The sequence below is a fragment of the Myxococcus sp. MISCRS1 genome, assembly GCF_026626605.1.
Taxonomy (GTDB): Bacteria; Myxococcota; Myxococcia; order Myxococcales; family Myxococcaceae; genus Myxococcus; species Myxococcus fulvus.
This window is the reverse complement of sequence record NZ_JAPNKB010000001.1, coordinates 6,670,474-6,684,085: the sequence shown is the minus strand read 5'-3', so window position 1 is coordinate 6,684,085 and position 13,612 is coordinate 6,670,474. Positions and strand designations below refer to the sequence as shown.

At 72.9% G+C, this 13,612-nt stretch carries 8 protein-coding genes and 2 riboswitches; all 8 genes read right to left on the bottom strand.

Annotated features, from left to right (window positions below):
- Window positions 1–22: 22 nt before the first annotated feature.
- The 8 genes from OWM54_RS26640 to OWM54_RS26605 all read right to left on the bottom strand — a co-directional run bounded on the left by OWM54_RS26640 (window position 23) and on the right by OWM54_RS26605 (window position 13,571).
- Window positions 23–3,898 (bottom strand): serine/threonine protein kinase, encoded by a 3,876-nt coding sequence (locus tag OWM54_RS26640; RefSeq protein ID WP_267699314.1) that lies wholly within the window; start codon window positions 3,896–3,898, stop codon window positions 23–25.
- 83 nt (window positions 3,899–3,981) lie between these two features.
- Entirely contained in the window at window positions 3,982–5,664 is a 1,683-nt protein-coding gene (locus OWM54_RS26635) for an FHA domain-containing protein (protein WP_223746948.1), read from the bottom strand.
- 151 nt (window positions 5,665–5,815) lie between these two features.
- Window positions 5,816–6,307 (bottom strand): ubiquinol-cytochrome c reductase iron-sulfur subunit, encoded by a 492-nt coding sequence (locus OWM54_RS26630; RefSeq protein WP_223782684.1) that lies wholly within the window; start codon window positions 6,305–6,307, stop codon window positions 5,816–5,818.
- Entirely contained in the window at window positions 6,304–7,032 is a 729-nt protein-coding gene (locus tag OWM54_RS26625; RefSeq protein WP_223782685.1) for a cell surface protein, read from the bottom strand. The genes OWM54_RS26630 and OWM54_RS26625 overlap by 4 nt, the downstream gene beginning before the upstream one ends.
- Window positions 7,029–8,405 carry a hypothetical protein gene (locus OWM54_RS26620; RefSeq protein WP_267699313.1) on the bottom strand — a complete coding sequence of 459 codons (1,377 nt, stop codon included), beginning with the start codon at window positions 8,403–8,405 and terminating at the stop codon, window positions 7,029–7,031. The genes OWM54_RS26625 and OWM54_RS26620 overlap by 4 nt, the downstream gene beginning before the upstream one ends.
- Window positions 8,406–8,589: 184 nt before the next feature.
- Window positions 8,590–8,806, bottom strand: a riboswitch (cobalamin riboswitch).
- A gap of 19 nt (window positions 8,807–8,825) precedes the next feature.
- A complete protein-coding gene (locus OWM54_RS26615; protein ID WP_267699312.1) occupies window positions 8,826–10,439 on the bottom strand; it encodes an MXAN_6577-like cysteine-rich protein in 1,614 nt (537 codons plus the stop codon).
- A gap of 333 nt (window positions 10,440–10,772) precedes the next feature.
- Window positions 10,773–12,734 (bottom strand): TonB-dependent receptor plug domain-containing protein, encoded by a 1,962-nt coding sequence (locus tag OWM54_RS26610; protein ID WP_267699311.1) that lies wholly within the window; start codon window positions 12,732–12,734, stop codon window positions 10,773–10,775.
- Window positions 12,735–12,792: 58 nt separating this feature from the next.
- Window positions 12,793–13,040, bottom strand: a riboswitch (cobalamin riboswitch).
- Window positions 13,041–13,049: 9 nt separating this feature from the next.
- Window positions 13,050–13,571 (bottom strand): FHA domain-containing protein, encoded by a 522-nt coding sequence (locus tag OWM54_RS26605; protein ID WP_267699310.1) that lies wholly within the window; start codon window positions 13,569–13,571, stop codon window positions 13,050–13,052.
- Window positions 13,572–13,612: the final 41 nt, after the last annotated feature.

Sequence of the window (13,612 nt, the reverse complement as noted above, 5' to 3'; positions counted from 1 at the left end):
TCCGAGGACGACGGCAACGGCGTCACGGGTCGCCTGACGCCAGCTTGCCTTGGACCTGCTTCCTGAAGTTCCTCACCGTCTTCAAGAGCTCGGGGTTGGACTCCCCTTGGGCGGCGGCGACTTCTTCATCCAGGTCGTCCCGCTTCTGGCAGAGGAACCCCAGGTTGTCGCAGGACCGGAGGGCCTCGAGCTTCTTGAACTCGGCGTTCGCCGCCTTCCACTCGCGTGCCAGCTCGGTCTGCGGGCCCGCGCCCTTGATGATGCGCACGCGATTGGTGTTGGCGCGCTTCGGCGCGGGGGCCTTCGGAGCCGGCTTCCCCAGGGGCGCCAGCAACGAGCCGTCATCGTCCTCGGCGCTCTTCGGCGCGGTGGCCGCCTCGGCCTCGGGAGGCGCGGACGGCGGGCTGTCCACCGCCGCGGGATTGTCAGCCGGGGCCTGCTCGCCAGGGGCCGCCGCCTCCACGGGGGCCTGCTCCGCCACCACGGCGCCCGGCTTGGGCTCCGCGGCGCCGTCCCCAGGGGCCTTCGAGGCCTTCGCGCCTGGAGCCACGGGGCTCGGAGCCGGAGCTCCCTCGGGCCCCTTGGCGACGAGGCCGAGCTGCCCGAGCTGGTTCATCACCATTCCCCGGACCTGGGGGTCCGACAGGAGGAACGCCGCTCCCGCCGTCAGCGCACCCAAGCCGCCCAGCACCACCACCCACGTCAGCGCGGAGCTGCGCTTGCCGCGCTTGGGCACGGTGGTCTTGCGCGTGTCCTCCGACGGGCGACGGACGGGGACGTTGGGCCGCGAGGGCACCGACGTGCGCCGCGTCTCCTCGTGCGAGGCCATGGACACGCGCACGTCCGCGTCCTCTTCCTCCTCCTCGGGCACGGCGACGACCACGGGACGGCTGACACCCGTGCGTCGCCCCGGCGCGGGCGCCATGCCCGGAGAGGACGGCCTCACACGGCGCGAGCCCGTCTTCGGACGCGAGACACCCGAGCGCTCCTCGTCGTCGCGCGCGACGCCCTCCGCGTCACGCAGGAGGCTCTCGTCCAGGACGACGCGAGGCTGGGTGTCCTCGTGGACGGCGGCGCGGGCCTGCATGTCCGCCACGCGTGGACCCCGAGGGTCCGTGTCCGCGTCCCGAGGCGCGCGCGGGTGCGTGTCCTCGTAGCGCTCCGCTCGCCCGGGCCGCGACGCCCGGGGGTTCGTGTCCATCTCCTCCAGGCGCTCCGACGGCTCGCCGTGTCCCATCTGCTCGGGCGTGAGCACCGGCAGCTCGCCGTCCGCGTCACCGCCCGAAGACTCGAGATAGGAGACCACCACGCCCGGCTCGCCCACCTTCGCGCCCGAGCGCGACGGCACACCGGGGTTCGACGTCAACGCGGCGCCCTGCACCGGCAACGCGCCCGAGCGCGACGGCACACCGGGGTTCGACGTCAACGCGGCGCCCTGCACCGGCAACGCGCCCGAGCGCGACGGCACGCCGGGGTTCGACGTCAACGCGGCGCCCTGCCCTGTCATCACTCCCGAGCGCGACGGCACGCCGGGGTTCGACGTCAGCGCCGCGTCGGGCATCGACATCGCACCCGAGCGCGACGGCACGCCGGGGTTCGACGTCAGGGAGCCACCGCGCGCGGACGCGGCGGCCGGAGGCATGGTCATCGCGCCCGAGCGCGACGGAGAACCTGGGGGCGGCGCGGCGGTGGCTGCCCCAGGTCCTGGCCGCGTCGTCACACCGGATGCGGGCTGCTCGCCCGCGAAGGGCATCGCGGCCCCAGGTCCGGGTCGCGTCGTCACGCCGGACGCCGGCGCCTCGCCAGCCGAGGGCACCGAGGCCCCCGGTCCTGGCCGCGTCGTCACACCCGACGCGGGCTGCTCACCCGCGAAGGGCACCGAGGCCCCAGGTCCAGGCCGCGTCGTCACACCCGACGCGGGCTGCTCACCCGCGAAGGGCATCGCGGCCCCAGGTCCAGGCCGCGTCGTCACACCGGATGCGGGCTGCTCACCCGCGAACGGCATCGAGGCCCCAGGTCCAGGCCGCGTCGTCACACCGGACGCGGGCTGCTCACCCGCGAAGGGCATCGCGGCCCCAGGTCCAGGCCGCGTCGTCACACCCGAAGCCGGCGCCTCGGAAGGCACGCTGACAGCGGGCATCACCATCACCCCGGAGCGCGCCGGAGACGCCGGTGCCGGCGCGCCAGGAGGCACGAGCGCCTGCCGCTGGGGCATCACCGCCGCGGGAGGCGGTGTGACGGGAGGCGGAGGAGGACGCGGGTTCCCGCCGCTGAACGTGGGGGGCCGGGACGCCGCGCCACGCGGGTCCTCACCGAAGGGACGCAGCGGCTCCGCGCGGGGGTCGGTGGCGTCGTAGGGGCTCCCCTGCCCGTCCGCGGGGCCGACGACCGCGCCCACGGGCAGCAGCTCCAGCTCCGTGGGCCGCGTGTCCGGGCGCGAAGGTGACGGTGGCGGGGCGGGAGGAATCGCCTCCGCGGGCATGGTCGTGAGCGGGACCTCGCGCGTCTGCGACGGCGGCCGAGGCGCGGGCGCGACGGCGGGCGGCGGCGCGGGCGGGCGGGCGGCCACCTCGGGCGCCACCTCCACGGACAGGGAGGGCGACGTGTCCGGATTCAGCCGGGCCGCCCGCACCCGAGCCTCCTCCTCCAGCGCCTCCAGCGGGAAGGCGGGCCGGGTGGACTCGTCCATCGGGATGCCCGGACGCGTCTCCCCGTCATCCACGGGCCCACCATCGCGACTGCGCCGCGTCGGATGGAAGGACAGCGCCTCCACCGGCCCATCCAGGCGGATGGTCTTCGCCGGCAACATCGCCCCCGCGGGCGGCGACGGACGCGGCGCGGCCCCCTCCTCCGAGGGCTCCGGAGCCGCGGCGCGCGCCTCGGCGTAGCCACCGCGCGGCACGTCCTTGAGGCTCGCGAGCAGCCGGCGCTCGGACTGGAAGTCCGCGGTGAACAGCTCGCGCATGAAGCGGCTGACGCTCTCCGGCCCCGCGCTGGGGTCGATCTCCATCAGGCACGCCTGCAGCCGGCCGCGGAACTCCTCCGCCGTCTGGAAGCGCTGCGCCGGGTCCACCTCCAGCGCCTTGGCCACCAGCGCCGTCACCGAGCGCGGCGTGAGCGGCTCCACCTCGTCCAGCGGCGCCACCTTCGGGTTGGCCACCACGGACATCAGCTCGCCGGGGTGGATGCCGTCGAAGGGGTTCTTCCCACAGATGAGCTCGTAGAGCGTCAGGCCCACCGCGTACAGGTCCGCGCGCCGGTCCACCGGCTGGTGCCGGGCCTGCTCCGGGGACATGTAGAGGAACTTGCCCAGGATGATGCTCGGGTTCGTCTTCGCCGCCGACAGCCGGCTCTTGGCCAGCCCGAAGTCGATGACCTTCACCTCCCCCTCGTAGGAGATGAGGATGTTCTGCGGCGAGATGTCCCGGTGGACCAGCTTCAGGTCCTCCCCGTCGTCGTCCTTCTTGCGGTGCGCGTACGCCAGCGCGTCCAGCACCCGGCCCATGACGTAGAGGATGAACGTCAGCGGCAGCGGAACCTGCCTGTCCCCCACCCGGGCGGCCACCTTGCGCAGGTCCTTGCCGTCCACGTGCTCGAGGGCCATGTAAGCCTCGCCCTCGTGCAGCCCCATGTCCAGCACCTGGGCGATGGAGCCGTGGCTCAGGCGGACGAGCGTGCGCGCCTCCCCCACGAAGCGCTCGACGAAGTCGGTGTCCTCGGCGAGCTGCGGGAGGATCTTCTTGATGACGCAGAGCTTCTCGAAGCCCTGCGCGCCCTCCAGCCTCGCGAGATAGATTTCACCCATGCCGCCCGTCGCCAGATGGGACAGGAGGGTGTACCGGCCAAAGGGCTGGGGCCGGAACGGGCGCAGCCGGGCGGAGGGGTTATGAGCGTTCATGGGGGCGGGGGTCCACCACTCGGGCGCCCATTGAACCCTGGCTTGCCCTGGTCCATCAACCCGTCAACCTGCCGCAGGGGGTTTCACCGCAGGCCGGGGTTGGTCAACACCCCGACGTCCTCGTCGAGGACCTCGAAGGCGGCCACCTTCTCCTTGGGGGGGCGCACCAGCCGCTCCCCCAGGGGCATCACGTCGAAGCGGGCCGCCACGGCCGCCAGCACCTTACCGGAAATCAACACCTGCCCGGGGTTGCCCGTCGCCGCCAGCCAGGTGGCCACGGACATGCCCTCGCCCACGGCGGTGTAGTCGGGGCGGACCTCGTTGCCGATCATCCCCACCAGGGCGCGCGTGGTGTGCAGGGCCATCCGGAGCGAGCAGCGCTCGTCCAGGGGACGGCGGCTCATCGCCCGCTCCCAGTCCGAGCGCAGGGCCAAGGCCGCCCGCACCGCCCGCACGGAGTCCTCGCCCTTCACGTACGGCACGCCGAACAGGGCCCGCATGGACTCACCGATGAAGGACTCCACGGTGGCCTCGAAGCTGAACACGATGCCGGTGGCGCGCGAGTGGAAGTCGCTCAGCAGGCTGGTCGCCTTGGCCCCGCCGATGCGCGACGCCAGCGCGGGGAAGCCCACCAGCTCCACGTGCAGCACGGTGAGGGTGCGCTCCTCCAGGCCCGGCAGGCGGCCGCCCTGGCGCTGGGCCTCGGTGGCGCGGCGCTCGGCGACGTCGGGCGGGTGGAAGCGCTCCAGCGAGCGGCGCAGTCGCTCCTGCGTGGCGCCGCCGTCGCGCGGGGAGAACTTCTGCACGCCGGTGGCCACCAGGTGCGCCACCGCCGAGCACGCGTCCAGCATGGGCTCCAGCCCGTCGCCCTTGGCGGAGGTGTTGACGTAGAGCACGCCCTGGTACGGGGCCTCGGAGCCGATGGGGATGCACAGCACGCTGGCCACGCCGTAGAGGATGACGCTCTCGCGCGCGGCGAAGCGGCGGTCGTCGCGCACGTCGCCCACCGCGAGCGCGCGGCCCTGGCGCAGCGCCTCGTCGACGATGGCGTCGGACACCGGCACCTCGCCCTTGGCCAGCCGTCCCCGGTGGCGCACCGCCGCGGGGACGAGCGCGCCCGTGGGGTGCTTGAGCAGCACCACCGCCGTGGTGGCGTCGGTGCGCTCCAGCAGCCGGTCCATCGTCAGGTCCAGGAAGGTGGACAGCGTGGTGGCGGTGGAGAGCGCCTCCGCGGTGCGGAACATCAGCACCAGCGTCTCCTGCGCCACGCGGGGGCTGGCCGGGGGGACGAACGAGGCCTGCTGGTTGAAGTCCTCGAAGGGCACCGGCCCCACGTTGTCGAGCAGGCGCAGCACGTCCGCGTCGCGCACGCTCTTGGCGAGCAGGACCGACGGGCCCACGTCCTGTCCGTGGCCGAAGCGCACGACGCCGCCGGCGCCCAGGTCCACCATCTCCGTGGCGGCGTTCTCCACGGTGTTGGGCTGGCGCACCGCGAGCGTGTTCTCGCCCAGCGCCACGGAGTCGCCGGGGGACAGCTGCCGGGAGCCCTGCAGGGGCGCGCCGTTGACGCGGCTGCCGTTGCGGCTGCCCAGGTCCTCGATGCGCAGGATGTCCGCCTCCACGTAGAGGCGCGCGTGCCGGCGCGAGACCAGGTCTCCGCCCAGCACGATGTCGTTCTCGTCGGCGCGGCCCAGGCTCGTCACGCCCTCGGGCAAGTCATAGGACGTGTCGAAGTAGCCGGGCCCGTTGATGATGATCTGCCACATCGAATCCCCGACATTACACGACTCTCTCTCAACGTAAGAGAGGGAGACCTGTGCCCCGGAGGGGGACGGGGCTGACCCGGACTCCCGGCGCAAAGGCCCGTCGCCGGGTCAGGACTGACAGTGCGCCGGGCCGCTCCCTCGGGTGCGGGGCTCAGCGGGGTCGGTGGATGAAGACGGACGCGCCTTGCCGCACCGCGGTGAACGCCGCCAGCGGCCGCCGGGCCGGGCCCTGGAGGACGGCGCCGTCCAGGGCGAAGCGCGAGCCGTGACAGGGGCACTCCACCACGCCCTCCCCGGGCCGCCAGTCCACGCCGCAGTCGCCGTGCGTGCAGATGCGCCACAGCGCCACGAAGCACCCGGGCGTCGTGTGGACGAGCAGCACGTCCAGCAGGGCCTCAGGCGCATGCACCCGGGCGTGGCCTCCGGGGGACTCGAGGCCCGGATGCGCTTCGAGCCGCACCTCCACCCAGCCCTCGGCGGCGGTGCCGGGCTGGGGGAGGTCGGGGCAGGAGGCGCCCTCGGGCGGAGGGGCCAGGACGATGGCCTCCCGCCACTCGCCGCCGCACCCCGCGCCCAGCGTGGCCAGGGCACAGCCGCCCCGGGCCAACGTGAGGAGCGCGGCGCGGCGGTCCAGGTCCGTCATGGCGCGGCGGTCAGCGACACGCCGTTCACCACGGCGACGGCGTCCAGGTCGAACCCCGCGGAGGTGCCCGCCGAGCCGTTGGTGCCCGCGTCGACGATGCGCACGTAGCGCGCCCGGGCGAGGCCCACGGTGGCCAGGTCGAACCCGTCACCGCCGGCCACGGCGGGGTCCGTGGCGCTGATGCCAGCGGCGGGGTTGGCCGTCACGGGACGCACGCCCGCGCAGCCCGGGTAGTTGTTCGTCGCGTCCGAGGGGGCGCAGGGGAACTCGTGCCACTGCACGCCGTCATCGCTCACCGAGACGCGGCCCCGCTCGGTGAAGGCGCGCGGGCCTCCGGCGATGAGGAAGCCGTTCTCGAAGACGAGCAGGTCCACGCCCGGGCCATCCACCACCGCGAGGTCCGTGAAGCGCAGGGTGATGGAGCCACCCTGCCCCAGCGAGAGGACATCCAGCGAGCCGCTGTCCAGCCCCGCGCCCACCGGCGCGCCCAGGACGATGGACGGGAAGCGGTCCTGTCCGAAGCCCGCGCCGGGGCCGGGCAGGTACTCGACCACTTCGTCGGCGTACGGGTCCGCGGGCCGCGAGGGGCTCGCGTCGGTCCCCGAGTCACCGGGCCCCGCGTCGTCGTCCGTGACGGGAGCCTCGTCCCCACCGCACGCGGACAGGCTCAGCGCCAGGGCGAGCACGGTGCCGCGACCGAACCACGAGGAGGCGCGCGTGCTCACGGCGCCACCTGGAGGCGCACCAGGCGCCGGCCGTTGCGGTCAGCCACGCCGACGAGCACGTCGGAGCCGAGCGCCTTGAGCATCCGCACCGTGGTGCACTGGTTGACGTAGGTGAGCACGGGCACGCGCGCGCCCACCGTCACGGCGTCATTCGCGCCGACGGACAGCGCGTAGCGGGACACGTCGGTGGCGACGAAGTCGTAGTCCGGGGGAGCGTAGGCGCCGCGGTTGAGCACCACGCCACCGCCGAAGGCCGCGACGTCGTTGAAGTCGCTGCCCACGTCGACCTTCGCTTGCGTGCCCAGGTCCAGCGGCGTGCCGCTGGTGATGGCGGTGGCGAGCGTCGTGGGCGCCACGCCGTGGAGGACGTTGACGAAGTTCTGGTCGAAGTAGCCCAGCGCGGCGACGCCCGTGTCCGTCACGGCGGTGAAGCCGCTTCCCACCACGTCACCCTGCGGGAAGTTGACCGCGCGCACCGTGCCCATGGGGTCCGTGGACGTCACGAGACCATAGACAGCCAGGTCGGAGGCCGAGCCCAGACCGCCGCCGTTGACGAGCACCGCGCTCAGCTCCCCGGACGAGAAGGCCGCCGCGGAGAAGTTCTTGGGCGCGACGACGAAGCTCGAGTGGGCCGGCGTGGCCAGGTCATACGCGGCGACGTTGCCCGGCGAGCCCGTGGCGCCCAGCGTGTAGCCGGTGAAGACGCGCAGGCCGTCGTTGATGACATAGCCGTTCGGGTACACCGTGGCGCCGCCCTCGCGGTCCGCGGGGGTGATGATGTCGAAGAGCTTCGTGGTGCCCGGCAGGAGGTCGGGCCAGGTGCCCAGCGAGTACAGCGCGGCGTCCTTGCCTCGTCCCTGGATGCCGTAGAACGCATACGTGGGGCCCGGAGAAGCACCGAGCGCGAGGATGTCCGGCGACAGCGCCACGGACTCGGCGGCGACGAAGCCCGGCTGGAGCACGAGCGTGCCCAGCTTCGGGTCCAGCGGCACCGTCGCGCAGTCGACCACCACGGGGCCGGCATCCGGCTCACCCGCGTCCGGCGCACCTGCATCCGGCTCACCCGCGTCGGGCGTGCCCGAGTCCGGCTGACCCGCGTCGGGCGTGCCGGAGTCCGGCGTACCAGAATCCGGCGTCCCGGAGTCCGGCGGGCCCGCGTCGGGCGTGCCCGAATCCGGCGTCCCCGCATCGGGGGTCGGGGTGGTGGGGAGGGGCTCGGTCTCGCACCGCTCGTCGACGCAGACCCACTGCTGTCCCGCGGGGGCCTCGCCATTGTCGGCGCGGCAGTCGAACGGGTCGACACACTCCGGGTTGCAACCGGTGCCGAGCAGGGCCACGGCGAAGGAGGCCACGGCCAGTGATGCGGACTTCATCCAAGGTTTCGCGCGCTTCGATTCAGCCGTCTTCATCTGCGTCCTCGTCCCTCTCCGCCCCCACGGGCGGGTGGGCTTCCAGGAGGACGCGGTCGAAGGCGGGCACCCGAGCACCCCACGGTGCGCGGTGAATGGGCTGACGCCTCCGCCGCCTCCCCTCGGAGGCCTCGGTGATGTCCGTGCCCAAGGGGCACGGGTCCACGGCAGGTTTTCGGACTCGCAGGCGCGGGAGCCCCGGAGGGCGCCCACCTAGTGGCCGTCGCTTCCCAGTCCCGTGAGGGACCAGTGCTTCAATGACGGCGGTCGTTCCTGCACACCGCTGCGGGGCAGTCCCGGATTCGCACCGGGTTCCCTAGAGCCGCCGTGGTTCGCACGACGGCACCGAGGACGCGGCCGGGATATGGCGGGCGACAGGCATTGTCAATGGAGCGCGGTGACGTCGATGGCGTTGGACACGGGGCGTCGAGGGTCCACCGGGCACGCCTCCAGCGCGGGGCCCTTCGCGGTGGGCGTGGAGTAGCCCCTGCGCTCGGTGAGGGTGCCGTCACCGACCTCCACGACGAAGACGCGGCCCGCGTTGGTGTCCGCCAGGTACACCGCGCCACGGGACACGGCGAAGCGGCTGGCCACCGACAACAGGCAACCCGGTGCGCCGGGCTGACAGCCAGGATTCAGCGCGTAGGAGGCCACGGGGACATCGTTCTTCACCAGCACCAGCCCCGTGGAGCGAACGGACGTGGCGAGGTAGCCGTTGGCCGTGTCGTAGATGGCCTCACCGATGCAGGCGACCACGAGCTGGTCACCGACGGCTTCCACGTAGCCCGCGTTGAGGCAGCGCTCCTGGCCCAGGTCGATGGCGCTGACGGCGCCGGTGGCGGGGTCGATGCGCGCGAGCATGCCCGGCCCGTTGGGGCGGTAGTCGTTGGCGGGGTTGAGGTTGGTGAGCGCCACGTACACGTGGGTGCGCGTCGCCGTCACCGAGAACGGCAGGGGCATGGAGCCCGTGCCGTCGAAGGGCTTCAGGTCCAGGCCGGTGAGCGACAGCGTGTCCACCTTGCGCGGCTGCGTGGGGTCGGAGATGTCCACGCGCGCCACGGCGTTGCCGTGCTGGAAGTTGGAGCTGCCGGTGCCGAAGAGCGGGATGTAGAGCAGGTCGCCGAAGCGCGCGAGCGCCTGGGGGCTGGTGTTCGGGCCGAGGTTCAACTGCCCCACGGTGCGCAGGCCCAGGCCGTTGCCGTGGGACGGGCCGTCACGGCGGAGCACCTGGAGCGTGTTGTTCACCGAGTCGATGACGTACACGTGGGGCGGGTCCACGAGGATGTCATTGGGGGAGCCGGACACGACGCCCAGCGAGTCCTCCTCGACGAGCGCGCCCAGGTTGCCTCCAGGCGCCTGGAGCAGCTTGCCGTTGGTCATGTCCGCGCCGAGCACGAAGCCATCCCAGGACGCGAGCGCCTGGATGCCCGCGCCGAACTCTCGGCGAGGTCCGAGCTGGTCCGTCCCCGCCTGGAGGCCCACGAGCTGTCCGTTGGTGAAGCACGCGGCCACGACGTCGTAGGTGCAACGCCCGGAGCGGCAGGACTGCGCGTCGGGGCACACGTTGCCGCAGGCGCCGCAGTGGAGCGCGTCCGTCTGGCCGTCCACGCACGCGCCGGAGCAGCGCAGCAGCCCCTCGGAGCAGCCCTCGCGACAGGTGCCGGACTCGCAGACCTGCCCGGCGGCACAGGCCGAGCCACACGCGCCGCAGTGGGCGACATCCGTCGCGGTGTCCACGCAGGCGCCGTTGCAGGACTCGGTGCCCGCGCGGCAACCACAGGCGCCGTCCTGACAGACCTCCCCCGAGGAGCACGTGGTGCCACAGGCGCCGCAGTGCGCGGTGTCGCTCCGCGTGTCCACGCAGGCGCCGTCACAGACGACGAGGCCGGAGGTGCAGACCACGCCCTCATCCGGACAGCCCGTGAGCACGAGCGCCGAGGCACAGAGCAGCGACAGGACGAGCAGCCTGGGCGCTACGAAGGAAGGAACAGGAAGCATCGAGTCCTCAGGAAGGGGAAGGCAGGCGCGGCATCACCGCGAACGACCGGTGCCAGGGAGAGCGAACACATGCGACGCGCACCTCGCGAGCGGGCCCCACGGACGAACCGGACGCGAGGAGCGTGCGTGCGAGATGCCCCCTGCGAGAGGACGGCGCTGCAACGGGTGCCGTGAACGACCGGCATGGGCACGCGAGCGCGCAGGGCGCGCAGCTCATGAGCCGAGCGGCCCAGCGAGAGTTGCGCGGGCGGCTGAGAGGACCGCACACCGACTGGCGACGGCGCGGTGTCACCTCGCACGCCACGCGCTCCGGAACAACTCCGGCGTCCGGGCTCACGGAGCGCGCGGTGCATTCGAGCCCTCGGGAGCAGAAGGAGCCGGCTCGAGCGACACCGCGAGCGTCGCGTACGCCGCGCGCCCTGGCAGCGGGAAGCCGGTGAAATCCTGCACCCGCGCGTCGAGCAGGTTCTTCACCTCGACCGACAGCGTCACCTCGGGCCTGCGCAGGAAGGTGCTGGAGGCCCCCACGCTCCACAGCGTGCGCGAGGGCAGAGAGCGCGTGCCCGTGCGGTTGACGAACTGCGACGCCTGATACAGCACCTCGGTGCGCGCGTTGAGCCACTCCGGCCCCGCGCGCAGGCGCCCCACCCACTTGTGTCGCGGGCGATTGGGCAGGTCCTGGTTGAAGTAGCGCGGGTCTCCAAACCGGTTCTGCGTGCGCAGCCACGTGTAGCCACCGCTCGCCGACAGCCACGAGAACAGCCGCGCCTCCGCCTCCAGCTCCGCGCCCCACACCCGCGCGGCGTCGAAGTTGTACGGCCGCGCCATCATCGGCGGATACAGCTCGTACGCGATGAGGTCCTCGTAAAGCGCCGCGAAGCCGCCCGCCGTCACACTCCACCGAGGAGCCCCCGCCACCGTCGCCTGGGAGTCCCAGACCACCGCCGCGTCCGCGTAGAGCGCCCGCTCGGGCCTCAGCCCCGGATTGGGCAACAACGTCCCCTGACGGATGTACAGCTCCAGGAACGACGGCGCGCGATGCGACTGTCCCGCGTTCGCCCGAAGCCCCACGCCTCCGCCCAACGACAGCCACGCGCCGACCTTCGGCGAGAACAACCAGTAGGGCCCCACCCGCTCGAACCGCAGCGACGGCACGACGCTCAACACGTCAGCCACCAGCGCCCACTCGTCCATCACCATGACACTGCCGCGCCACCAGCTCGCGGACTGCGCGCCCCTCGCCTGGGTGACCTGCTCCCCCGACGACGCCACCGTGGCCGTCAGCGCATGCCCGCCCTCGAGCAGCGTCCGCCCCTCCACCTCCACCCCACCCACGACATGCCGCTGCGGACCTCCCGCCCCCAGCAGCCCCCCCGTCACCTCCAGGCCATCGCGACGGAAGAAGCCCCTCGCACTCGCCTGCGTCCCCAACCACCGCACGCCCAATGACAACCGGTCCAGGTCCTGTCGCCCCGCGGACTGGGGGTTCTGCACCGTGCCCGGAATCGCGCGGTCCTCCAGCGACAGCTCGGACAGCACATCCAGCCGCGAGCCCCCCGGGAGCCGCCGCCGATACCGCAGCAGCACGCCTCCCCCCTTCGCGTCGTTGCGCGCGCGCGCCTCCGCCGTGACGGGGTTGTCCGGCACCGCGGGCAGCTCATCCAGCTCGTACGCGAAGTCCCCATCCGAGCGCCCCGCGTGCAGCAGCACCAGCGCGTTCCCGTCCAACAAAGGCCCGGTGATGGCCACGTGCCCCAGCGCCGTGTTCCAGCTCCCGTAGACCACCTCTCCACTGGCCCGCACGTGCGACGACGGCGCGCGCGTGACGATGTTCACCGCGCCGCCGAGCCCTCCCGAGCCATAGCGAGCCCCCGCGCCCCCGCGCAGCACCTCCAGTCGCTCCACCAATGCGGCCGGCACCTGCGACAGGTCCGCCATGCCGCCCGCGCCGTTGAGCGGGATTCCATCCAGGAACACCAACACCCCGTTCGACGCCGCGCCGCGCACCACCAGGCTCTTGCTCTGCCCGTAGCCACCCGAGTCCTGCACCGCGAGCCCCACCGAGCCCACGAGCAGCTCCGCCGTGTCCCGCGCCTCGCCCGCATGCTCGCTCGCGTCGATGACGGTGATGGCGCCCGTGGGGTCGCGGCGCTCGGGGGCGTCGGGAGGCGGCGGCGCCTTGCCTCGCACCACCGTCGCGGGCACGACGACGTCGTCCGTCGCCTGCGCGCGCGCTCCGGAAGGCAGGCTGAGCGCCAGGCACACCAGGTGCCCGGCGAGGAAGGTGCGCCGCATGCTCCGCCTTCCGCTCTCTCCATCGAAGAGAGAAGGCCATCCGCCCGTGCCGCCACGCGACACGTCCGCACCCTCGGGCAGGTCTCCTGGCTGATGGACTCCAGCTCCAGGCGCACGACGCGTCTGGCTGGAAGGGGGCTTCCGCCTTCCCCCGGAGCGTCCGCCTGGACACCGCCGGAGTGGCGACAACCGAAGTCCCCGGCCCTGACCTCAGGGCTGCCCATTCACAGTGGCGGGACCGCGCCGGAATCGCACCGGCTTCCCTCTTGAAAGCCCGACATGGGCACCCAAGGGCGCACCCCTTCTAGGAGCTGACTACCAGCGCGTCAAGCGCACCCGGGACGACACCTCGCACGCGCGCGCGTAGGACTCGAAGGCGCTCGCCTGCAGGAACACCACCTGCGCGCCCCCCAGTCGTAGCGAGGCCTGGCTGAACAGCGGCGTCGAGCGCCCCGGTACAATCAGCACCCCCTCCACGAAGGTGCCGCCGTGGCTCTCCAGGTCCGTCACGCTCCACACCTCGGTGTGCGGTTCCGGACGGAAGCGCGCGTGCTGTCGCGACACGGTGGGCTCGGGCAGGACGATGTCGCACTCGGGGCTGCGGCCCACCGTCACCTCCGGCCCTCGGCCAGGGAAGCGCGGACACAGCTCGAACACCACGGGCTCCACGACTCGCGAGGGAATCGGCACCTTCAGCGTCGGCGGCTCCGCCTGCGCCACGGCGCGCGGACGGCTCGGCATGGAGTCCCACACCAGAACGGGCCACCCGACCTCCCGCAGCAGGGCTTCGCGGTCCTCCTGGAGCCGGGACATCAGCGCGGACAGACGGTGGAGCACGACGAGCCCTCCAGGCCGGGAAGGTGTGCACGCAAACCTGT

Bases quoted from the DNA above. Each gene is read 5' to 3' on its own strand.
- OWM54_RS26640 (WP_267699314.1), bottom strand. From the start codon at position 3,898: ATGAACGCTCATAACCCCTCCGCCCGGCTGCGCCCGTTCCGGCCCCAG.
- OWM54_RS26635 (WP_223746948.1), bottom strand. From the start codon at position 5,664: ATGTGGCAGATCATCATCAACGGGCCCGGCTACTTCGACACGTCCTAT.
- OWM54_RS26630 (WP_223782684.1), bottom strand. From the start codon at position 6,307: ATGACGGACCTGGACCGCCGCGCCGCGCTCCTCACGTTGGCCCGGGGC.
- OWM54_RS26620 (WP_267699313.1), bottom strand. From the start codon at position 8,405: ATGAAGTCCGCATCACTGGCCGTGGCCTCCTTCGCCGTGGCCCTGCTC.
- OWM54_RS26615 (WP_267699312.1), bottom strand. From the start codon at position 10,439: ATGCTTCCTGTTCCTTCCTTCGTAGCGCCCAGGCTGCTCGTCCTGTCG.
- OWM54_RS26610 (WP_267699311.1), bottom strand. From the start codon at position 12,734: ATGCGGCGCACCTTCCTCGCCGGGCACCTGGTGTGCCTGGCGCTCAGC.